Origin of the sequence: Cohnella soli, from assembly GCF_042655525.1 — a bacterium.
GTDB classification, from domain to species: domain Bacteria; phylum Bacillota; class Bacilli; order Paenibacillales; family Paenibacillaceae; genus Cohnella; species Cohnella soli.
Genome location: NZ_JBHSMI010000002.1, coordinates 316,346 through 339,314, shown reverse-complemented (window position 1 = coordinate 339,314; position 22,969 = coordinate 316,346). Strand labels below are relative to the sequence as shown.

The following is a 22,969-nucleotide window of genomic DNA, read 5'->3' as shown; positions in this document are numbered from 1 at the left end:
TCTGTTCAGACATTTTTCCCATTGAGTTCGTCCTCCTCATGTATTAAGTGTACATTTTCATGGTGGAGGACTCCAACTTAATTAGGGGGCTGTGGAGATTCGTTCTGCGTGTGGCCTTCGGCGCTCTGTAGCCGGGTTTTTCCCGGCTATTCGCGTCGCGCGTGGCCTTCGGCGCTCTGTAGCCGGGTTTTCCCCGGCTATTCGTGCCGCTCGAGGCCTTCGGCGCTCTGTAGCCGGGTTTTCCCCGGCTATTCGTGCCGCTCGAGGCCTTCGGCGCTTTGTAGCCGGGTTTTTCCCGGCTATTCGTGCCGCGCGTGGCCTTCGGCGCCCTGTAGCCGGGTTTTTCCCGGCTATTCGTGCCGCGCGTGGCCTTCGGCGCCCTGTAGCCGGTTTTTTCCCGGCTATTCGTGCGGCGCGTGGCCTTTGGCGCCCTGTAGCCGGTTTTTTTTCCCGGCTATCCGTGCAGCGCGTGGCCTTCGGTGCTCTGTAGCCGGGTTTTCCCGGCTATTCGTGCCGCGCGGAGCCTTTGGCGCCCTGTAGCCGGGTTTTTCCCGGCTATTCGCGTCGCGGGTGGCCTTCGTCGCCCTGTAGCCGGGTTTTTCCCGGCTATTCGTGCGGCGCGTGACCTTCGGTGCCCTGTAGCCGGGTTTTCCCGGCTATGCTTCCGTGACCGCTGTGTCGACGAACAAATGCTTGAACTTCTCGTAGTCCGCCCGCTTGCACTCCATTCGCAGCCGCGTACCGTTCTCTTCATACTCCGTTGCTTGTACGTTCGCGTTGACGTTAAAGTACGACACAAGTCGGCCTTCCGAGAAAGGAATGACCACTTCGCACTCCACGTAATCCTGGAATACGCGTTCCTTCACAAGCCCGACCAGACTTTCCAAGCCTGCTCTCTCTTTCACGGACATATACACTTTGTTTTCCACTGTCAACGGATACGGCTTGTCGGTCAAGTCCGATTTGTTGAACGCATAGATCATCGGGACACCGTCCGCGCCAATCTCCTTCAGCGTCGTGTTCGTCACTTCGATATGCCGCTCAAATTCCGGGTTGGAGTAATCTACGATCTGGACGAGCAGGTCCGCCTCCGCCACTTCCTCCAATGTCGAGCGGAACGCTTTGACGAGATAATGAGGAAGCTGGCTGACGAAGCCAACGGTGTCGGTAAGCAGGAATGATTTATTATCGGGCAGCTCGATGCTCCGAACCGACGTCTCCAACGTGGCAAACAGCATATCCTTCGCCAGCACTTGCTTATTCGTATCCGGCATGTAACGTTCCAGCACCGCGTTCATCACGCTGGACTTGCCCGCATTTGTATAGCCGACAAGACAGACGACGGGGACGCCCGTCTTGCGGCGCTGCTTGCGCTGCACTTGCCGCTGGGCGACAAGCTTCTCGAGCTCATCTTGCAGCGCGGTTACCCGCTCTTCAATGCGACGACGATCAAGCTCGAGCTTCGTCTCGCCCGCGCCTTTGTTCTTGAGGCCCGAACCGCCGCCCTGACGACCGAGCGATTCGCGCAAGCCGACGAGCCGAGGCAGCATATACTGCAGCTTCGCGACTTCGACTTGAAGCTGGGCTTCCCTGGTGCGGGCGCGCTCCGCGAAAATATCGAGAATGAGAATGGTGCGGTCGATAACGCGCTTCTGTAGCGAGCTCTCCAAGTTGCGGAGTTGCGAAGGAGACAACTCGTCATTAAAAATGATCGTCGATGCATCGACTTGTTCCGCCAGTGCGGACAGTTCATCGATTTTACCGGTGCCGAGATAATGCGAGCTGTTGATTTTGGACGCGTTCTGCGTCAGTTGCCCGGCGACTTCAATGTCGCACGCTTGAGCGAGGTTGCCAAGCTCCTCCATCGAGTAGGCGAAGTCCGGACGATCGTTTAAGTTCACGCCGACGATGACGGCTTTGTTGTTCGGTTGTTCCATAGAAAAATTCCTCCTTTTTCGTATCACGGTTTCGGGCGCAAAAAAACGCACGGCTACGTCGGCCAGTGCGTTCTGCGTACGAGAAGAGGACATCGGAGTTACGTTAAGAAACCCACCCTTTCGGCGAGTCGTCTTGCGTATCCGAAATTATAAGTCACGCGTTACAGACTTATCCTGAGTCCTCTGCACGCAGGCAGAGCCTTGGCGCTATGCAATTAGCCGCGCAAAGATCTAACTCGGATAAAATCGTTCACACGTAACCCTCCGTTCATTTTGAAAGTATGCCCATTCTAACACAGGACTCTGTCGCTAAGCAAACGTTCGAGCAGCCGATGTCACGCAACCCCAAATTATGCCATAATAAAGTCGAGTCATCAGTTTATGAACAACGGAGGAACTTCAATGAATCTGACTTTCTCGGATGCAGAATTCGAGTCCATTCAAGCGGCGATCGGCGAAAATTTGCGGGCAAACGGGGTATCCCCTATTTATTTCCACGAATGGAGCGCGACATACGGTCAGACTGACTTCGTTCCCGAAGACGGCGAAAGCATCGAGAAAAGAATTTTGGCTAAAGCGCTCGAATCCAAAAAGTCCGATCTAAATCTCGACGAAGGCAAGAAAAGCATCTACACGTATATCAAGTCCGAAATCCATAAGCTTCTGTGCGGGGATTCGAAAGAATATGCGCAAGAACGCAAAGGTGCGCTGGAAAGTTTCAACAAAGTCGTGCTGCTTGTGTCCACGGCTGTCGCGGCGCGTTTCGGGCTGGAAGTCGGTCTCGTCACCGGAGTTATTTCTCTCATTCTCCTCGGCGCTTACAAAATCGGACGAAACGCATGGTGCAAATTTTATTCCGACAACGAGTCGTAAGCCAAAGGGAGATTCGAACCATGAGCTACATCTCGGGCAAATATACCTTTGAGAATTGCCAAAGGGAGATTCGAACGATGAGCCGCATCTCGGGTAAATATACGTTTGAGAATTTTGTTCACCTGGAATCCAATCGATTTTACGAACAACCCAACGACTTGCTTCATATTGTCCTGCATGAATTGAAACATCGAGAAGTCGCCCAAAGCACATCTTTCGGCGCGGTTAATTATTTGATTCAAGAGACGGCCGTACACTGTCTGGCGTCGGGAAACTTTGAAAGTTACGCGTTTCTTGCAGGGCTGTCAAGCCACTACGTCGCCAGTTCCGAGCTGACATACGAATGTCTCTCCTATTACTCGCAATACGCTATGATCAAATTTATGAACCCCGCCGACTTCGACGTCAAATTTGCCGAGCTGCAGACGAATTACGCTTACGGCAGCTTTAAATTGCATCGGGTGCTCCATTACTTGAATTCGGACAATTGGCAGGAAATGCTGTCGTCAGGTCTCATTGCTCGCATCGGCTCTTTGGCGATGAACTTGGCATTCGGCCGCCTGCTGGAGTTGCGTATTCTGAATGAATCGGAACTGGTGCGGCAACTCGTATCCGATAAAATCGACTATAATCCCGACTACAGGTTTCATCTGCTGCTGAACTCGTTGGAGGCATTATTGACGGAGTACGATGTTGGCAGCATTACCGACGACCTTCTGCTGCAGCGCGCGAAGCTCGACTCTTCGCCTCTAGATCCGCCGAGCTGCATAAAGCTGGTCGAGCATATGAAGAAAGAGTTCACGCTCCTTTCGCTTCCGGTAAAGATACTGGACAAAAACATCCGCGATCTTGGCGCAGGGTCAGTCAACAACGATCCGAATAAAAACGAACTTGAACAGTTTATGGAACAGCTCGATCTCGTCCGACCTGCGCCGATCAATCAGAGGTACGAAGTGATTGACGACATCCAGCTTGAAGATTTCGATCTGAAGCGAGGAATTATAAGCTCGATGTGGGTGTTGATCCTCGGGGGACAGAATAAATATTATTGCCTAATCTTCGACGATATCGGATTCGGCAAACGATTCCTTTTCCACGCCGATCGCGACAAGTTCGAGGCGACCGTCTGCAAATTCGGGGATTTGCCGATCTGCATGTACTCGGATGACTATGAGGAAATGCTGCTTGATTTCCCTCTTCTAAGCAGCCGGGAAATATTCGTATGCCATAATGCCCCATACTTGCAAAGCAAGGAATTGATAGAGAAGCATATTTCCCCGGGCAGGGAAATGATGTTCCATCAACTAAACAACGAAATTACCGTCGTGTTCATCCTGCTGAAGAACAACGATAAATTAATGATGATGCACGCTCCGTACTCCATTTCCTTTATCATCGAAGATATTCGCGGCGGCAAGTACAACTACATCAATTGCGATTCGCAGATCGACGGCGTATTCTGGACCGGTTCAAGGGATTGGTGGAAGTACGAAGATATCATGATGTCGCTCAGCGAGACGTCAAAGTTCGATTTCTCTACCGGCACTCCCGGCCTGGGACATAGGATGACCTTTACAGATCTTATTTAAAAACTACCCCGCGAATGCAATTCGAAGGAATGGACACCGCGGGGTTTGTTTTAAAGATCCAGCTTGATCCACTGCACGTCTACCGATCGCCCGGCCGCTCGGATGACGATCCGTTGCGCGGAGGGTCTCCCGCTTAGTCTTCCGGCAAGCTTCGCGTCGATCCAACTTTCCGCTTCGTCCGGAATGCGAACAGCCCCAATAGGCTCCAGAACGCCAGCCTCTCCGCTTTCCCTCAGCACTTCGACGGCTCCCGTTCCGGAATCTCCGGCTCCAGCTCCGCCGCCAATGCCCCGCATCCGAAGCGTCAAGCCCGCTCCTTCCCTTGCAACTTCCGGAACTTCGACGTCATACGCCAACCAATCGCCGGGCGCGAGCCGCACGCACAACCATTCATCGCTCGCCCAAGCTTCTCCGCGCATGTGCTGGAAGTTAGGCTTCTCTCGCTCGCTGTCGACGAACCGGATATCGGTGCCGTCGGCATCGCGGAACCCAAGCCCACCGCCTCCTCGTCTCCGTTCCTCGCCAAATTCGCTGTCCCGACGATCGCTCCCCTCGCCGAAACCGAATCCGACTCCTTCCTCCGCATTCCGGTAGAAAATCGCCGGTATGCGGGCGTTCGGCTGCCGAAACAGCGAACGAACGACTTCCGGCCGATAGTCGCATCGATCGAGCGGCAGGTTATCAAGATAGGTCGACAACGCCGCCCAGGCCGTCTCCGCATCCGGCTTCGGGCCCCCCTCCAAATACGTGACCAGCAAAGGCCAATCCTCAGGCATGCGCACCGAATAAGGAGAATTCGTCGTCTCCATCTTTTTCCACGTCCAGAAATTCCACGAAATATGGTGATCCTCGAACAAACGGAAAGCGCCAGCATACCAGTCGGTATTGTTCTCGCCGCCTTCGCCCATGAAGATCGGCGCGTTCCATCGCGCCCCCGCTTCGATATATTGGCGAATGCTCGCGGTATCCGGTACGTTCCAATACTTGTGGAATTGCAGCATCACGTTGCTGTCGATCGGTTCGCCGCTGAACACCGACCAATCGGTCGCCCAGTGCGCGCCCTCCAAAATAATCATATGCCTGCCATCAACTTCCCGAATGCTTCGCACGATGTCCTCGTACAGCGGCATAATTTGATCGTTGTAGGAAGAAAACCATTCGGGCAGCGGCTCGTTCAGCAGATCGTACCCCGCGACGATCCACTCCTCCTTGTACCGTTCCGCGAGCGCACGCCATATCCCGATCGTCAGCTCCCGGTTTCGCTCGTCCGTGAACAACTCCGGCAAATCCCGCTCCGAATCGTCAATGTTCGTCCCGGTCTGCCCGCCCGGCGCGCCGTGCAAGTCCAATATCGCATAGATCTCGTGCTTGCGGCACCAGCCAAGTAGCTCATCGATCCGCCGAAGCCGATCCTCCCTGCACGTTCCCTCATCGTCCAGCAGAAAACGAGCGTTCAGCGGCACCCGCACCGAGTTGAATCCTTCCGCCGCAATTTGCTCAATATCCGCTTCCGTCACGTATCGGTCGTAATACGTCTCCCAAAACAGCACCGCTTTTTCCTCGCCGACGAGTTCTCTGATCATCGCTTCAATCCGGCGGGGACGGTCGCCTCCGTCCGGGAACTTCCACATATACCCTTCGGGGAGGAACCAGCTTCCGAACCCGACTCCCCGCAGTAGCACCTCGCGACCCGCTCCGTTAACGAGCCGGCCGCCTTCCGCTCGCAGAAACTTTTCCGCGTCTACCGTCATCCCGGTTACCCTTTGATCGCGCCTTCCGCGATTCCTTTCAAAATGAATTTTTGCAGCATCACGTACAAGATGAGAATCGGCAGCATCGTCAGCACGAGCGACGACAGAATCGCCGACCAGTCGTTGTTGTATTCGCCGAACAGCATGTTCGTCGAAATAAGCAGCGTGTACGACGACGAGTCGGTCAGCATAAGCAGCGGAAGCAGGAAATCGTTCCACATCCACAACGTGTTCAGAATGGCTACCGTCGCCGTAATCGGTAGCAGCAGCGGCAGAATCACGACGAAAAATAACCTCAGCTCCCCGCAGCCGTCGATCAGCGCCGCTTCGTCCAGCTCCCTCGGAATGGACTTCACGAAGCCGTGATAGAGGAAAATCGCCATCGCCACCCCGAGACCGATGTACACGAGCCCGAGCCCGAATGTCGACCCTTGTACGGTTAACCCTTTGGCGATACGGACGAGCGTGATCATGATCGAATGGAACGGTATGAGCGACGAGAGCACGAAAAATCCGAACAGGAAACCGCTCAGCTTTCCCGGCGTCCGCGACATTTTGTACCCCGCCATCGACGCGAAGAGCAGAATGCCCCCTACACCGACGACCGCGACGATCACCGTATTGGCGAAGCTGTGCGGAAAATCGATTTTGCGGTACGCGTCCGCATAATTGGCGAATTGAAGTCGTTCCGGCAGCGCGAGCACGCGGCTCAGCATCTCTCCGTCCGTCTTAAGCGAATTGAGCGCGGCCATATAGATCGGGAACAGCGTGAAGATTGCCGCTCCCGCAAGCGCCAGCAGAGCAAGCGCGTTGACTGCTTTCGTCTTCACGCCTCCACCTCCCTGCGCTTCATGACCGCCAGTTGAATTAGCGTGACGATCATCACCATCAGGAACAGTAGAATCGCTTTCGCACTCGCGTAGCCGTAACGGTGATTGAAGCTGAAAGCTTCCTCCGCGATATTCAGCGCGATCACCTGCGTGGAGCGGCCCGGGCCGCCTCCCGTCAAGGCGTACACCGCATCGTACACCTTAAACGAGGAACCGAGCGTCAGAAACACGCCGATCGTCATCGCGGGATAGATCATCGGCAGCCGAATATACCTCGTCATCTGCCAGCCGCTTGCACCGTCAATCGCCGCCGCTTCAATCAAAGAGCCAGACACGTTCTGAAGCGCCGCGATGTAAATAACCATCAAGTACCCGACGCCGCCCCATAGCGACAGAAGCAGAATGGCGATGAACGAGAACTTCGGCTCGCCGATCCAGGACTGGTCCAACCAGGTTAGCCCGGTGCCCTCCGCGATGGAAGGCAGCACTTTCGTAAAAATGAACACCCACATGAAACCGCCGATGATCAGACTCAACATGTTGGGCGTAAAAAAGATCGTGCGGAACAACGCTTTGCTGCGCCTGCGCGTCTCTACGAGCAAAGCGAGCGTTAACGCGATGCCGTTCTGCAAAACGACCATGCAGACGACATATTTCAACGTAAACAAAATCGCAGCGACGAAATACGGATCCTCGACCAACGCTTCCCGATAATTGGACAATCCCACCCAGCGGTAGGTGGGATTGAGTCCGTTCCAGTCCGTCAGGCTGAACATCACGCCCCCGAAAGCGGGGGCGATGGTGAACACGACGTAGAACGAAAGCGCGGGGAAGACGAAGGCGAGCAGGCTGATGATTTTTCTGCGTTTGGCTACCGTGCTCATGTTGGCCTACCCCCGGTCTTTCGTCGATTTATTTCGCGGCTGCGGCGGCCTTAACGGCGTTCGCCCACGTTTTGTCCATCGTCTTGATGAACTGTTCTTGGGTGACGTCTTTGGCGTAGTAGCTTTGCAGCAGCTTCGCCTGCTCGTCGGTGACGCCGTTCGGCAGCTTCAAGTCCTGATAGGCTTTGCCTTGCGACACGTACGTCGACGCTTCGTTCACCCAAGGGAACGCCTCGTATTGGTGGACAGTGGACACTGGGTTGAACTTAAGCTCCTGGAACAGCGCCGAAGAGTCCTTCGCGTCCAGCATGTAGTTGAGCAGGTCGAGCGCCGCTTCCTTGTTTTTGCTCGAAGGCGATACGGCAAGCGTCGTCGACGTGGACAGGTTGATCATCGTGCCGGCCGGGTTATTGCTGACCGGAAGCGGTGCAACGCCGAACTTCATATCCGGATTGACCTTCAGAATCGTTTCCGCGTTCCATGGCCCTTGCAGCCACATCGCCGCCTTGCCGTTCGCGAAGTCCGTCGCCCCTGCCTCGTTGCCGACTTCGAAAGGTTTTTTCGTACCGTTGGCCATGACCAGATCGATAATGTTGAAAATATCTTTAACGTCGGCGTAGGAAGCTTCGCCCTTGTTCATCTTCTCGATCCAGTCCGGGTGCTCCGACGAGACGATTCCGCCTAGGGAGAGCGCCGTCATTAATTGCGGTACCCAGGATTCCTGGAAGGCGAGCAGGAATGGCGTCACTTTATTGGCTTTCATTTTCTCGATCGCCGCTTTCATCTCGTCAAGCGTCTGAGGCGGCTGAATGCCGAGGTCTTGGAAAATTTTCTGGTTGTACAAGTACCCCCACGATAAGCTTTCGAGCGGCAGCCCTACGACTTTACCGTCATAGGTGACCGTTTTCTTGACCGAATCGTATAGCGTCGCGATGGCTGGCTGGCTCGAGATATCGTCCAGGTAACCGGCGTTGTAATAGGTCGGAATATCGTTGGCATGAAGTGTAAAAAGATCAGGAGCGTCGTTGGAGGCAAGGCGGGTTTCTAAGATCTGCTTCGCCTGATCCGGGTTCGGCATCTCGAGCTTAATCGTGACGTCGATGTTCTTCTCGGCCAGTTCCTTCGCTTTGAACTGTTCGAAATACTTATCGAACTGGTCCTTGAAACGCGGGAAGCTCATGAACACCTTCAGGTCAACTTTCGTCGCCGGCGCGCTTGCGCTTGGGGACGGCTCGCTCGAAGCCGGCTCCTTGGAAGCGGAAGGACTCGCGGGGCTGTTCGAAGGCGAGGAATTGCCTTTGTCATCGTTGTTGCCGCCGCAAGCGGCGAGCGAGGCGACCAGCGTCAAAGCAGTCGCGAGGTAAAGCGCTTTCTTCATTGGATGTTTCCCCCTCTTGTTCTTGGCTTGCATCTTCAGTATAGAAGGTGAGCCGCTCCCGAACATTTCAGGATATTAGCTTCGGGTATTGCACAATATTGATCATCGCGGGGGCGGTCGTTACGGCTCCCCCCGCAAGTTGCCTGGCGTGCAGCCGAAATGCTTCTTGAACACCCGGTAGAAATACGCGATATCGTCGTACCCGGTCAGATGCGCCGCGTTCTTGATCGACAGCTCCTGCTCAACGATCAACTCGCGCGCCTTTTCCATCCGCTTGCGCACCATGTAGTCGGTCACCGTCTCCCCCGTGTGCGCCTTGAACGCCCGGCTTAGATGCTCCTTGCTGACATAGAAGCATTGGGCGATCGTCTCCAGCGAAATCGCATCAAGAAAATGCTTGTCGACGTAAGCGCGCACCGCTTCCAGGTCGAGCCGGTTCCGATTGCGGCGAATGACGGCGGCGCGCTCCATCGCGTCCTCGTACACGCGGGCAATGCTAGCGACCGCCTGCGAAAGCGCACCGTCCAAACGAGCCGCAGCAGGCCTCGAGACTTCAGACTCAAGATCTGGGGAAAGCCCCTCGCCATCCCGGAGTCCGTCCCCGAGTCCGTTCCGGAGCCCATCAGCCGCGCGGCCAAGCTCGTATTCCGCGAGGAACGGCTGCAGCAATGCCGCGTAATCCCTCGTTACCGCCGCGACGCACGCCTGCTCTTCACCGGGCGCAACGGAGGCGGACAGAAATGCCGCCAGCTTACCGAACGCCTCGGACACCGCCGCCCGGTTCAGCTCCAGCAAACCCGCGTGAGTTCTGTCCCGATAAGCGGTATATTCGCGGTGGACATCTTGGCGCGCGAAAGCCGGCGCCCAAGCTTCCCCCGCCTCCGCACGCTCCCGATCCAAGCCCCGGACGCAATTCGCCAGCGCTTCGTTAAATTCAGCCGGATCGAGCGGCTTCAGCAAATAATCGACTGCGCGCGAACGAACCGCCTGCTTCATGTAGGTGAAATCGTCGTAGCCGCTCATGACGATGATGCGCACGTTCGGATAACGTTGCCCGATCTCTCGCAGCAGCGCATCGCCGTCTTTGCCCGGCATGCGCATGTCCGTCACGACAACGTGCGGCTTCCATTGCTCGATCCGCAGCAACCCTTCCGTCCCGTCTTCCGCTTCCCCGACAATCGTCAGACCGTGGCCCTCCCAATCGCCGAGCGCCCTCACGACTTGACGGGACCACGGTTCGTCGTCGATGATCAACACTTTGTACTTGTTCACGGATTTCCCCCTCCCATCGTCCGATAAGGCATGACGGCGATAACGAGCGAGCCTTCGCCTTCTTTGCCGAAAAGGCGCACGCCATACGCCGGCCCAAACTGCAGCTTCAAGCGGGCATCGACGTTGCGCAGCCCGATGCCTCGCTGCCGCGGCAGCGACTCCGTCGCCCGTACCTGCAGCGGCGTCCCGCTGCGCAGCTCCTCCCGGATGTCCGCCAGCTTATCCGCAGCAATGCCGACGCCTTCGTCCTTGATCGCCACCGCGACCCGGTCTCCGATCCGGAACGCCCGCACGCGCAGCCTCCAGGCGCCTTCCTTCTTTTGCAAACCGTGCTCGAATGCATTTTCCACAAGCGGCTGCAGCGTGAACTTCGGCAGTACCGCGCCTTGAAGCCGTTCGTCCTTCTCAACCGTTATGGCGCACCGCCCGATAAAGCGCTGCTCCTGGATGAACAAATAGTTGTCGATATGGGACAGCTCCCGATCGATCGGCACGATGTCGCCTTCTTGGCTGATGGAATAACGAAGCATGTCGCCGATGACCCGCGTAATCCGATAGATTTCCGGCGCGTCCTTCGATAGCGCCATGCCGCCGATCATATGAAGCGTATTGTTCAGAAAATGAGGGTTAATCTGCGCCTGAAGCGCCAGCAGCCGGGCGTTCTTCACTTCGATCTCCTGCTTGTACTCGCTCTCGATCAGAGACTTAATCCGCTGCATCATGACGTTGTAGCCATGCTGGAGCAGGCCGATCTCGTCTCTCGTGCGAACGGACGTGAGAGCGAAATTTTGCACGTTCGCCATCTTCATCGTCCGCGCCAGGCTGACGATCGGACGACTGATTCTGAGCGACACGAGAACGGAAAGCAGCAGCGAAGCAGCAGCGAACAAACCGCCCGTGACGATGCCCGCCTTCATCGTCGCTCGGGCGCTCGCCGTCACGGTGCGGATCGGAATCGCCTTGATGATCGTAAGCTGGCCGTCGTTCACCCGCTTGGCGAACGCGTAATAATTGGCCGTACGGCGGAACTCGAGATCGGAATGCGACACCCGCCATTCCGACAGCAATTCCCCCCGCTCCTCCTCCCCGATCGCGCCCGACGTCGAGCCCGACAACGGCTCTCCTTCGTCGTTGAGCAGGAAGACGGAGCTCTCCGCCTCCGATTGCAGAATACGCGCGACCTCTTCCCAGACGTCGCGGTCAATGCGGACCGATAAGCCGCCGAGCAGCTTGCGATCCTCGAACCGGTTGATGCTATGGTAGGCCCGGATGCCGTCCCCGGTCTGCTTGAAATACATATTGACCGGCGTTGTCAGCATCCGGCTCCAAGGTCCGCTTGTGATATCGAGCTTGGAGCTGAGGCCGCTATTCGCGTAATTGACGGTGAACGCTTTGCGATCTGCGTGGTTATAGAGCGTCAGATCGTCGACTTTGCGGGAGTTCGCATGAAACGTCGAAGTGAGCGTGTCCCGGATCGTTTTCTGCGTCCGGAATTGCACGCCGACGTTCGGGTCGTCGGTCATCATGATCGCCGACATTAGCGATTCGTTAATCTGCAGCGTATAAAACAAAATATCGATCTGCTGGGTCAATTCGTCCAAATACTGATCCGCCCACATCATGCGCGATTCGTTAGCGCGCAAAATCTCTTTCTCAACCGAGCTTCGCGTATTGTTCGTGGCAATCCACGTGACGGTCATAACCGGCAGCGTCGTTAAACAAATCATCATGACCATCAGCTTGACCCGTATGCTCATTCGGTTCACCGCGGTTTGCCCCCTCTTGCCGATGAATGCGCTTTCCAGACTTGACCGTATTGTGGGGCACGCGGTGCCTGCCGTCAAGAGAAAAAGCGATAAACACCTCCGTCGCCATTATGACGCCGAAGGTGCCCGCCTTCCATGACGATTATCGCGTCATTCGTAAAGCTTCAGTTCCGCGATCGACCACCAGCTGCCCGAGCTGCCAAGCAGCGAAACTCTCACATACTGAGCCTGAACGATCGGGAAGTTCGCCGTTACGACTTGCCCTGCGCCTTCCCCATACGCAACCGTCGTCCAACTGCTGCCGTTGCCCGATACCTGAACGATATATTTGCGCGGATAATCTCCCGTGCTCGATCCGGCGTCAATAACCAGATGGTTGAACCATTGGGAAGAACCCAGGTTCACTTGGTAATATTGGCCGCTTGCCTGACCGACTCCGCTGCTCCAGCGGGTGGCGGGATTGCCGTCGAGGGCGTTCGCCGTCGAACCGCCGGGTTCCGTCGAAGAAGCGGTAGACGTCCAGCCGGAATGGCCTCTCTCCAGCTCGCCGTATACGGCCAGTTCCGCGACCGACCACCAACTGCCCGACGTGCCGGTCTGAACGATTTTGAGATACCGGGCCGTCTGAGGGGCGAATTCCGCGATAATGGCGGCGGAGCTGCCTGCGCCGCTCGCGACCGTCGTCCACGCCGTGCCGTTCGTCGACACCTGCACCTGATAACCGCGCGGATAGTCTCCGGCCGATGCGCCCGCGTCGATGAGCACGCGGTCGAACGTCTGATTTTGCCCCATGTCGATTTGCAAGTATTGGCCGTTCGCCTGCGGCAGCCCCGTACTCCAGCGGGTCGCCGGATTGCCGTCGATCGCGCCGGCCAGCGAGCTGCTCGCCGTATCCGTCGACGATGCCGATACGCTCCAGCCCGTCTTGCTGACCGGCTGCTCGTTAAACGCATGGAATTCGGCGATGTTCCACCAATTGACCGTGCTGCTTCCCGTCTGGGTGATTTTGACGTATTGGGCGTAAGCGGTCGCGATCGGAATGACCATTTTGTGTCCGAATCCCGCGCCAGTGGCAACCGTCGTCCATGTCGAGCCGTCGTTCGACAACTGCACCTGATAACCAATCGGGTAGTCTCCCGTATTCGTCGCATCCGTCTCGATGGAAATCTGATCGATCACCTTCTTGGAGCCCATGTTCACCTGGAACCATTGGCCGCTTGCCTGCACCGCTCCAGTGCTCCAACGAGTGGACGCGTTCCAATCGAGCGCGTTAGACGCCGGGTTGCCCGCCCCGCTTGATGATGCAGTCGCCGTCCAGCCCGTCTGATCGATCGGCACGGTTGCCATCCAATCTTTGCCCGTCGTAAACTTCTTAACGGTGTTGATCAAGTTCGTATTCGGCAGGAAGTTACTCGTTCCGAATTGGCTCCACTTGGAGGCGATCGTCGCCGAGCTGTCATTGTTCACATCCGGCACCGGATTCGTGTTCGTGTTGTAGAAGCCCCAGTTCGCGCCGCCGCCTTCCGACACCGTACCGGTCACTTTGTAGCTCCAGTTCGTCCAGGAAGCGTTAAGCGCGTTCAACCCGGACATCCATTTCGCCCACAGGTCGTAGAAGAAATAGAAGCTGTACTCGCCGGCATACACGGGTACGTTCCATTGTTGCTGGTAAGTGCCGAGCAAGGAAAGCGAGTTCGTGATGAGCGTGTTCTGCGCATCCCAATCTTTGGCGTTCGGCATGTCGTAAGGATGGATCTCGTAAACGACGTTCGTCCAGCCGTAAGTGGAAGGAGCCGCAATCTTATCGAAGCCGAAAAACGCATTGAGATAAATGGTGTGGTCGGGATCGATCGCCCGAACCGCGTCGTACAGCCTGTTGTACACCGCGCTTTTCGTTGCGATCTCCGTCGGCGTCTCGCTGAAGCTCAGAATCGGCTCGTTCATGAGGTCGTAGCCGGCGACGGCCGGATTGTTTTTGTATCGAGTTGCCAGCCCCTGCCAGATGGTGACAGCCAAATCCTGATTGGCCGTATTCGTCCAGAAGCCGTTCGGATTCGTGCCGGCTTGGCCGCAGCTCGCCCAAGGGCAATTCCCGCCGGGCAGCACGTGCAGGTCGAGCAGCACGTAGATGCCCCGCGATCCCGCTTCGCTGATGACCCAGTCGAGCTGCGTGAAGGCGCCGGATTTCCATGTTCCGTCCGGATTGACAAGCTCTTGCCAGCTGATCGGCACGCGGACAAAATTCATGCCCATGTTCTGGATGTTATCGAGGTCGCTCGTCGTAATCCACGTGTTCTGGTAGCCGTCCAGCAGCGTATCCGCCGCAGAAATGCCGAACCGGTTGTACAGCGCCGTTCGCATGCTGAAGTCGTCCGCTTGCGAGACGGTCAGCTCGGCCAGCGACCAAGGCGTCGCTTTCGTTCCTTGCTGGATAAGCAAAATATGACGAGCCGTATAGACCTGGTCGAGCGTCAGGTTCATTTTCTGGGAGTTGCCCGTATCTTTAAGCACGCTGACCGTCGTCCAACTGCTGCCGTTCGCCGACACTTGAATCAGTAAACTTGCAGGCAGTCCGCCGGTAAAAGAACCCGCGTCAATCGTCAAATGATCGAATGTGCGCTGACTGCCCATATCGAGCTGGAACCAGTTGCTGTTCGGAGTTTGCACCGCCCCGTCCGTCCACCGCGTCGCAAGATTACCGTCGAATGCGCTTGACTGCCCGCTGCCCGACCCGCTAGCCGACCATCCACTACGGCTTAACGCGCCTTCTCCTTGCGGCGACATCCACTGCTCCGTCGCCAGCCAGCCGCCGAGATTCGTCCCTCGAAGCGTAACGATCGATCCCGTGCCCGAGTTGTTCTTCAGCACCGGCCCTGCAGCCTTCAGGAAGTCGCTTGCCCCAAGCGCCGCCGCTTCCGCTTTCCCGGGTGATCCCGCCCCCGCTGCGGTCAACGATCCGAGCGCCAGCAGGACACTCATGCAGATCCATTTCAGCTTGCTCCGTTTTCTCATTACGAAACCTCCTCTTTCGATTTGGAAAGCGCTTACGCACTGCCGCGTTGCGATGATACCGGACAACACCACCCTTCCTCGGTTCTTGCCTTTACTTTAAAACAAAAAAACCGCGATGCCATTCGAACGAATTAGCATCGCGGGTTGGACATTATTGATTTGAAATCTTAGTAAGCGAGCGAGAACAATCCGTTAATGTGGGACAAGTAACGTGCGTTGCTCGCCTTTTTCATGAGGGAAGCCGACGTGCCGCGCAGTTCGATGCCCGTGCCGCCAACCGCTCCGATGCCGTCTTTGCGTCCGAGGCTGGCGAGCGTGCCGGAGAACACAGGGCTGAAAGAATCCGGATTCGTGCCTTTGAACGCTGCCGCGATGTTGGCGCCGACAAGTTCGCCCATCTGCCAAGCCAATTGGGCTGTCGGCGGATACGGACGGCCTTCCGGTCCGAAGACGACCGCGCAGTCGCCTGCGAGATACACGTCAGGGTGGGACACCGATTGCAGCGCTTCGTTCACCGACGCGCGACCGCGATTCACTTCGATACCGCAATTCGCAACGAGGGTATTGCCTTGAACGCCGCCCGTCCAGACAACCGTGTTCGATTCGATCGTACGGCCGTCCTTCAGCGTAACGACGTTGCCTTTCACTTCCGTAATCGGCAAGCTCGTCAAGAACTCCACGCCGCGGGATTCGAGGCTCGTAACTGCGCGCTGAATCAGTTCAGGCGAGAACATTGGCAAAATCGTCGGCATCGCCTCGACAAGCTTTAACGAGAGATCGGAGAAGTTTACGCCGTTCTCGCGGCAGATCGCCGGCAATTCGTCGACCAACTCGCCGACCAATTCGACGCCGGTCAAGCCGCCGCCGCCAATGACGAACGTTGCATCCGCTTTGTCTTTCGACTTCGCGTATGCTTTAACGCGGTCGACCACGTGAGCGAAAATTTTGTTCGCATCGTTAACGGACTTCAAGATCAGGCTGTTCTCCTGCAATCCCGGAATGCCGAAATAGTTCGTTTCGCTGCCGAGCGCAAGAACAAGCGCGTCGTAACGGTAGGTTGTGCCGTCGTTCAACGCGACTTTCTTGCCTTCCGGATCGACGGACGACACTTCGCCGACGACGACGTTAATCATTTTGCCTTTGAACAATTTCTCAAGCGGGAGCGCAACGGCTTTCTCGTGCACGTTGCCCGCAGCCAGACGGTGAAGCTCCGTAATGATTTGGTGCGTGTTCGAGCGGTTGATGATCGTAATGTTCGCTTCCGCGGTCGACAGATGCTGTCTGGCGGACAGGGCGCTCAGCAAGCCGCCGTAACCCGCCCCGAGAATCAAAATTTCTTTTCTCATCTATGTTCCTCCGTTCATCGCCTATGGATCGGTCCGATTAACCGTTGTTTTTTCTTTCGCCAATGATGTTCAAGTAAGCTTGGCCGAAACGCAGCATCTTCTGCAATTCCGGATCTTTGAGCAATTTCATCATGCCAAACACGCCGATCGTCGCATCGCTGCTCTCCGCGCGGTCGTTGGCTTCGATGACGGCGGATGCGACACCTTTCGCTTTCTCCGCGAGGGGCTTGACCACCTCTTGGATGCCGCCGATCGTATCTTCGATCAACACTTTATCTTTTGCAACCTTCTGCGCGAAATCGTACACATTCGTCAGAACGGTCATCATCTCGGCGAGTCTCGGCAGTTGATCCACCAATTGGGTGATCGCTTGCTGCACTTCCGGTTTCAACAATTGATCCAACACGTCAAGCTTCGCCGCAGCATCGGTCGCTACGGACCCTTGATCGGCATTCAAAACAGTCGATTCAGACATTCTGTTTCCTCCCCTAATCGAAATCATCAGCAATCTAAGAAAGTTTTGTGAATTTAATCACATTTATATGTATATTTTATCTCTTTCCGCGCGATTAGTACATGTATATATTTGGCATCTTATGATGAATTTTTGCGTTTTAAAGCGGTAAATCGATAATAATGTCGTGACTCGGGTAAAATGTTTGCAGTTTGCCCAAACTTCTCGGGCGCAGGTTGTGCCTTAGAACGTATGGCCAACGGAGGCTCGGCAAATCGGCCGTGCCCTACCTGCTAACGACGAAAAACATCGCTGCAGCATCGAAATGGTCAGATTGGCGTCCTGGTGCGATGAATTTCATCGTTACAGGAGTGCTTCAGTCGCAAATCGGCCGAGTTCTACCCGTTAAAGATGAAAAACATCGCTACAGCATCGAAATGGGCTGATCGGCGGACTGGTGCGATGTTTTTCATCGTTACAGGAGTGCTGTAGACGCAAATCCGCCGAGTCCTGCCCGCTAACGAGAAAATCCCCACCGACTTACCGGTAGGGATTATACAATGGGCTCTACTTGCTCCCACGACAGAGATTACTTCGCGAAACGGTGCGTGCCAATCGTCACGATCGTGTCGAGACCGGACCAGAACGAGCCTTTGGTTACTCGCGGATCGTAGAAGTACACGGCGTTTTTCACGTTATTTCTCCCGTTCAGAGCATCCTTGGTGGCGCGAAGCACGCTCGCGTTCGGGACACTCTTCTGCAGCAAGCCGTTGTGAGCGGCCGGGAATTGCTTGCCGGAGTAAATGACGTCCTTGATCGATTTCGGGAAACGCGGATCGTTCACCCGGTTCAGTACGACGTTCGCAACGGCCAGTTGGCCTTCGTAAGGCTCATATCCAGACTCCACTTGCACGAGCTTGGCAAGCAACGCATAATCCTCTTTCGTGAACGGCTCCGCTTCGTTATCGAATATCGAAGGGATGACGACACGAAGCTCCGTTCCTTCTTTCGCTTCCGCGGCAGTTTTTAACCCGTTTCGCTTTAGCAGCGCATCCTGGCTGACGCTGAACTGTTCTCCGATCTCCGCAAGACCGTACTCCGCCGTTATGACAGCAGGCTCGACCTGCGTGATCTCGGCGACTAACGTTTCCATATCCCACTTCACGTTGGCGTGAAGCAATTCCGCGACGGCGCGCAGCGGGATGTACATTCGACCGTCGTCCAGGAAAGGCACTGTGTCCATTACATAACGGTTATCGTTGAAATAGACGACCGGCACGCCGTTGCTCAGCACGATTTTGTCTCCGCGCACGGATTGAATCGTCACGGCTTCGTTGGCCGCGTCCCACTTAGTCTTCGCTTTCAGCAGCGTCGCTACGCTTGCGATCGGCAAGAGCAGCCTGTTATCCTTCATGCGCGCCGGATCGGCCAACTTCGCTTTCTCGCCGTCGATCATAATCGTCACGTCGACTGCCGCATCGTCCGCTTTAGCTGCAGCCGCAGCACTCGGAACAACCGATGCCAGCATCAGGATGGCGACTAACGGGATCAGCAATCGGCTTCGAATTGAACTGTACAAACGGAGCATAAAACCCTCCCGGTGATCGTGAATTAACGTGAAATCGCTTTTATGAATACTGTAAAAATATATCACAGCATAACCGATTTGTAGCATTAACGTTTTCACACAATCCCCGGGATCGCTTACTCAATGGCTAACTCTTTTTTTGAAAAGCAGCTCTTTAATTGTTTTCCTATCCTTATGTTTCTCCAATAATCGGTAGCAACGCCGTGGCGTAATTCAGCTTATTTAGAATAAAGTGCGCATGGCCGATAAACTCCTTGCTTAACTCCGTTCCGGGGTGAATTTGGTTAATGTCGACCAGAATTTCTACCCCGTCGCTTTCTTCCACGCCATACTGCCTGATCATATCCACTTGATTGCACGCAGGCTCAAGTACGATAAGAGCTGGTCGGATGCCATGGAGAACACCCTGTCCAAATAGCTGGAAATCGACACGGCAGCCACGATGCTCTTGAAATCATCGGAAGCGAGCTGCGTTTTCATTCTTCTTTTGTACCCCGACTTGGTGGCATCGTGCTGGGAGTACAAGGCGTCGAAGAGGAACACGTATCTTCCGCTCGCGATGCTTTTGCTGAAGTGTTCGTATTCCAGATCGAATCCTAAATTGCACATCGATTGAAAAAGACATTACCCTAGCGACTGGTCCCGATTGTTGATTTCCCGCAGCTCGACCATGATCGGAATGTGCGACGTGTTTTTGATCGTATCGAGGAACAAATGCTTAAACAGCGTGCTTTTGCCGCTTCCGGCAGAACCGATGAAATTGATAAAATACCCATGCGTCAGCACGTTGTTCACATGGCTTGCGCTGTATGTCCGGCTGTTAATGCTCATATTCGTATCCAAGTAGAACTCATACAGATACACCGGCGCATCGCGGTACAGAATCGTTTTGACCCGGCTATATTTCTTGATCGATTCACGCAAATATTTTTTATAGGCTTTGCCGCTTCTGATCAGCATCCGCGATTGATCCGAAATCGATATTCATCGCAATCCTCCAGACCTGACTTAAATAGGCTATTTATGCTATTTCGATTTATCGCGGCCTTTTCCTGCATTTGGATAGCCACAAAAAAACCCGCGGATTGGCTCCACGGGCAGATCTACTATTCATTCATCGAGCGAATCAAGTCTTGCAGCTTCTCCGCGGACATCCGCAATTGCCGTTGCTCTCGCTCCGACAAACTCAGCTTCAGCACTTCGCGTACGCCGCTGCGGTCAACGACGCAAGGAACGCCGAGGTATACGTCGGAGATGCCATGATAATCTTTCAGCAGCGTCGATACGTTCAGCACAGCGCCTTCGTCGCGGAGGATCGCGGTGCATATCCGATCAAGCGCAAGGGCGATCGCGTAATACGTCGCGCCTTTGGCAGAGATGATCTCGTATGCGGCGTCTCTCGTGTTTGCGAAAATTCGCTCCTTCTTCTCCTCGCCGAGCGGAATGCTCGTTCCAGCCACGTTCGCCAAGCTCCAGACCGGCAGCTCCGAGTCGCCGTGCTCGCCGATAATATGGGCATGGATGCTGCGCGGATCGATGCCGAGCTCCTCGCCGATGAGATAGCGGAACCGGGCACTGTCGAGAAGCGTGCCCGAGCCGATAATGCGCTCGACCGGCCATTGCGTTTTCCGCCACGTAAAATAACTCATAATGTCTACCGGATTGGACGCGATTAGTAAAATGCCATCATCATTATGCTGAAGCACTGCGTCGATAATGTTTTCGAAGATGGCCGCATTCCGCTTCAGTAGATCGACCCTCGTCTCGCCCGGCCGCTGCGCCGCGCCTGCCGTAATAATGATGATACTGGCCCCGCGACAGTCTTCATAATCGCCGGCCCACACTTTCGTTTTCCCGACGAACGGAAGACCGTGGTTCATGTCGATCGCATCGCCTCTGGCTTTGTCCTTGTTAACGTCGATGAGCACCAGTTCGTCCACCCGTTCCCTCAGCAGCAGCGTGTACGCCGTTGTCGCCCCAACCGCGCCTACTCCGATAACAACAATCTTCGTTTTACTCATGTCGATCACTCTCCAATTCCGGTTTATTAACGTAGTGGTACATAAATCCCATTAACAATCCCCCGCCGATCAGATTGCCTAAGGTGACGGGGACTAGATTGTGAATAACGCCGCCTAAGGAAATGGTTCCCGGGTGATTCAGTACAAGCGCAATCGCAAATGTGCACATGTTGGCGATGCTATGCTCATATCCGGAAATGAAGAAACAGAATACGAACAGCATCATCGCGAACATTTTGGCCCCGTCGCCCTTCATCGACATCGGTACGAAAAACGCCAGACAGACAAGCCAGTTGCACAATATCGCTCGGAAGAACAGCTCCATCGTCGGCAAGTTCATCTTCTTGTCCACGACGCTGAGCAAGAACCCGTTCACCGACGACTCCGAGAACAGCCCTGTCGTGTAGATCAGCAGCGCGAAGAACGAAGCTCCGAGAATGTTGCCCAAGTAGCTGAACAGCCATAACCGCATAACAGAAGGCCATCGTATTCGGCGTCTTAACGCAGCGTACGTATAATAAAACGTATCTCCCGTAAACAAGTCGCCGCCGCCGTAACAAATTAATATAATGGCAGCCCCGAACGTAATCGCCGCCATCGGATACGTCATCGGCGAATGCTCCGCGTAGAAGAAGCTGCCCGTCTTGAAGGCGACGATGACGCCAAAGCCGATAAACATGCTGGCAAGCGCGGAACGGGCGATGTAACGGAGCCGGCTCGTCTCGAATATTCGATGTTTCTTGAGGGCGAGCTGCTCGACCTTCTCGAGCGCTTCAACTTCCATGCCGCTCCTCACCTTCTCTCTTTGGGTTACACGTAGAATACGCCATACCGCTCGCCCGCGATGTGAGAAACATCACATTTTCACGCATCAATCGAACGTTCGAATGTGACCCGCCTGCATACAGGAAAAACCCGGCCTCGAAAGACCGGGTTTTCTGCCGGAGCCGACATGAAGGTGCTCCTATTGCCATTTCGTCGCCCCGTTGAACTTAATCCTCGGCTTTGTGATGAAGCGGGCTTGTGTTCGCGAGAGCGACGAGCATTCTTTCGCCTTTCACCATCTCAGATTGGCACAACGGGCATTGATGCGTCGAGGAGAGCGCAAAGTTATCCCTCATCCATCCGTTGCAGTTGTCGTCCGAACAAGACCAGATTGCCGTTAATTCCTCGGGCAGCTCTTCGACCGTTTTTTTGCGAGAAGAATACAAGCTTATCCCTCTTTCCGTTTCACGATTTCCGATTCACGATTTCCGATTCCGTTTTGTGTGTAACCCATTTTAATATTAGCACAATCTTCTTATTTTATGAGACCAATCCTCAATTCGCCTGCCCATCCGGCAAATGTTTGGAATAAAAGTCATACCAATTGCCGTAAACGAAACGTTTGACGTCCGACTCGGAGTAGTGTTTTTGCAACAACTCGACCAATTGTCCGTATTTTCCCGCATGCTCCAGCCCGATCATCCATTCTTTGATTCCGTCGAAATCCGAACCTAAACCGAGGTGACGGCTGCCGCCAAGCGAACATACGCGGTCGATATGAGGCAATAATTTATCTATCGCAACCGGCTGGACCGCATCCACGAAAGGAGAAACGAACGTGATTCCCATGACGCCTTCCGAGCTGATGATCGACTTGATCTGCTCATCATTCAAATTACGTGGGTGCTGTCGAACAGCGTAAACATTCGAGTGAGAGGCGATAAACGGTTTATTGGAAAGCTCCGCCAGTTCCCAGAAGCCCCGTTCGGACAGATGGGAGACGTCTAAAATCATGCCAATTCGATTACATTCCTTGACGAGGTTTCTCCCTAGCTCCGTTAACCCGCCCCGTCTCGGCTCCAACACGCCGTCGGCTGCCCAATTCGCATAATTCCAAGTGATCCCGACACTTCGAACGCCCAGGTAGAATAAAATGCGAACATTCGCGAGATTTTCTTGCAACGCGTCAACACCTTCAAGCGACAACATGGCCCCAATGCTTCCCTCTGCGGCCACGCGACGCAAGTCGTTCTTCGAACGGACGAACCGCATTTGCGGATTGGAAAGAATGCGCTGGCAAAACAAATCGATACTGTCCAGTACAAATTGGAATTGTCTCGACATTCGCTCAGACAAATAAATCGCGAAGTTCTGTACCCCGATGTTCGCTTCAACCATACGATCCAACGTGACATCCAGACGATGCCGTTCATGAACAAAATCGAGCTCCGGGTTCTCGAGCAGCTTGCTCAGCACATCGCAATGAGCGTCGAATATTTTCAC

20 protein-coding genes are annotated in these 22,969 nt (G+C 55.0%); 2 read left to right on the top strand and 18 right to left on the bottom strand.

Annotated features, from left to right (window positions below):
• Nucleotides 1-656 precede the first annotated feature (656 nt).
• The gene (gene hflX, locus ACFPOF_RS01820) at nt 657-1,937 is read right to left on the bottom strand and encodes a GTPase HflX (protein WP_378129026.1); all 1,281 of its coding nucleotides are present in this window, start codon (nt 1,935-1,937) and stop codon (nt 657-659) included.
• A 402-nt stretch (nt 1,938-2,339) separates the two neighbouring features.
• Between hflX and ACFPOF_RS01815 the strand changes: the two genes are divergently transcribed.
• Entirely contained in the window at nt 2,340-2,810 is a 471-nt protein-coding gene (locus ACFPOF_RS01815) for a hypothetical protein (protein ID WP_378129024.1), read from the top strand.
• Between the two features lie 77 nt (nt 2,811-2,887).
• Nucleotides 2,888-4,399 carry a hypothetical protein gene (locus tag ACFPOF_RS01810; protein WP_378129022.1) on the top strand — a complete coding sequence of 504 codons (1,512 nt, stop codon included), beginning with the start codon at nt 2,888-2,890 and terminating at the stop codon, nt 4,397-4,399.
• 50 nt (nt 4,400-4,449) lie between these two features.
• On the opposite strand, the gene ACFPOF_RS01805 is transcribed toward ACFPOF_RS01810, so the two are convergent.
• The 17 genes from ACFPOF_RS01805 to ACFPOF_RS01725 all read right to left on the bottom strand — a co-directional run bounded on the left by ACFPOF_RS01805 (nt 4,450) and on the right by ACFPOF_RS01725 (nt 22,969).
• Nucleotides 4,450-6,150 carry a glycoside hydrolase family 5 protein gene (locus tag ACFPOF_RS01805; RefSeq protein ID WP_378129020.1) on the bottom strand — a complete coding sequence of 567 codons (1,701 nt, stop codon included), beginning with the start codon at nt 6,148-6,150 and terminating at the stop codon, nt 4,450-4,452.
• Between the two features lie 5 nt (nt 6,151-6,155).
• Nucleotides 6,156-6,980 (bottom strand): carbohydrate ABC transporter permease, encoded by an 825-nt coding sequence (locus tag ACFPOF_RS01800; RefSeq protein WP_378129018.1) that lies wholly within the window; start codon nt 6,978-6,980, stop codon nt 6,156-6,158.
• On the bottom strand, nt 6,977-7,864 hold the full coding sequence (locus ACFPOF_RS01795; protein ID WP_378129016.1) for a carbohydrate ABC transporter permease: 888 nt from the start codon (nt 7,862-7,864) through the stop codon (nt 6,977-6,979). The genes ACFPOF_RS01800 and ACFPOF_RS01795 overlap by 4 nt, the downstream gene beginning before the upstream one ends.
• A 28-nt stretch (nt 7,865-7,892) precedes the next feature.
• Nucleotides 7,893-9,242, bottom strand: a complete 1,350-nt coding sequence (locus ACFPOF_RS01790) for an ABC transporter substrate-binding protein (protein WP_378129014.1) — start codon at nt 9,240-9,242, stop codon at nt 7,893-7,895.
• Nucleotides 9,243-9,362: 120 nt separating this feature from the next.
• Nucleotides 9,363-10,514: a response regulator transcription factor gene (locus ACFPOF_RS01785; protein WP_378129012.1), complete on the bottom strand. Its 1,152-nt coding sequence runs from the start codon at nt 10,512-10,514 to the stop codon at nt 9,363-9,365.
• Nucleotides 10,511-12,271 (bottom strand): sensor histidine kinase, encoded by a 1,761-nt coding sequence (locus tag ACFPOF_RS01780; protein WP_378129042.1) that lies wholly within the window; start codon nt 12,269-12,271, stop codon nt 10,511-10,513. The genes ACFPOF_RS01785 and ACFPOF_RS01780 overlap by 4 nt, the downstream gene beginning before the upstream one ends.
• A 159-nt stretch (nt 12,272-12,430) precedes the next feature.
• Nucleotides 12,431-15,292: a discoidin domain-containing protein gene (locus tag ACFPOF_RS01775; RefSeq protein ID WP_378129010.1), complete on the bottom strand. Its 2,862-nt coding sequence runs from the start codon at nt 15,290-15,292 to the stop codon at nt 12,431-12,433.
• A 167-nt stretch (nt 15,293-15,459) separates the two neighbouring features.
• Complete coding sequence (locus ACFPOF_RS01770) at nt 15,460-16,638, bottom strand: NAD(P)/FAD-dependent oxidoreductase (RefSeq protein ID WP_378129008.1); 1,179 nt, start codon at nt 16,636-16,638, stop codon at nt 15,460-15,462.
• 37 nt (nt 16,639-16,675) lie between these two features.
• The gene (locus tag ACFPOF_RS01765) at nt 16,676-17,113 is read right to left on the bottom strand and encodes a DUF1641 domain-containing protein (protein ID WP_378129007.1); all 438 of its coding nucleotides are present in this window, start codon (nt 17,111-17,113) and stop codon (nt 16,676-16,678) included.
• A 568-nt stretch (nt 17,114-17,681) separates the two neighbouring features.
• Nucleotides 17,682-18,680, bottom strand: a complete 999-nt coding sequence (locus ACFPOF_RS01760) for a cell wall hydrolase (protein WP_378129005.1) — start codon at nt 18,678-18,680, stop codon at nt 17,682-17,684.
• Nucleotides 18,681-18,852: 172 nt separating this feature from the next.
• Complete coding sequence (locus ACFPOF_RS01755; protein ID WP_378129003.1) at nt 18,853-19,023, bottom strand: hypothetical protein; 171 nt, start codon at nt 19,021-19,023, stop codon at nt 18,853-18,855.
• A complete protein-coding gene (locus ACFPOF_RS01750; protein ID WP_378129001.1) occupies nt 19,020-19,289 on the bottom strand; it encodes a hypothetical protein in 270 nt (89 codons plus the stop codon). Before ACFPOF_RS01750 ends, ACFPOF_RS01755 begins: the two co-directional genes overlap by 4 nt.
• A 15-nt stretch (nt 19,290-19,304) precedes the next feature.
• Nucleotides 19,305-19,640, bottom strand: a complete 336-nt coding sequence (locus ACFPOF_RS01745; protein WP_378128999.1) for a hypothetical protein — start codon at nt 19,638-19,640, stop codon at nt 19,305-19,307.
• Nucleotides 19,641-19,786: 146 nt separating this feature from the next.
• The gene (locus ACFPOF_RS01740) at nt 19,787-20,701 is read right to left on the bottom strand and encodes an L-lactate dehydrogenase (RefSeq protein WP_378128997.1); all 915 of its coding nucleotides are present in this window, start codon (nt 20,699-20,701) and stop codon (nt 19,787-19,789) included.
• Nucleotides 20,694-21,485, bottom strand: coding sequence for a formate/nitrite transporter family protein (locus ACFPOF_RS01735; RefSeq protein ID WP_378128995.1), 792 nt, complete (start codon nt 21,483-21,485; stop codon nt 20,694-20,696). Before ACFPOF_RS01735 ends, ACFPOF_RS01740 begins: the two co-directional genes overlap by 8 nt.
• A gap of 208 nt (nt 21,486-21,693) precedes the next feature.
• Nucleotides 21,694-21,912 carry a cold-shock protein gene (locus ACFPOF_RS01730; protein ID WP_378128993.1) on the bottom strand — a complete coding sequence of 73 codons (219 nt, stop codon included), beginning with the start codon at nt 21,910-21,912 and terminating at the stop codon, nt 21,694-21,696.
• 109 nt (nt 21,913-22,021) lie between these two features.
• The gene (locus ACFPOF_RS01725) at nt 22,022-22,969 is read right to left on the bottom strand and encodes a dipeptidase (RefSeq protein WP_378128991.1); all 948 of its coding nucleotides are present in this window, start codon (nt 22,967-22,969) and stop codon (nt 22,022-22,024) included.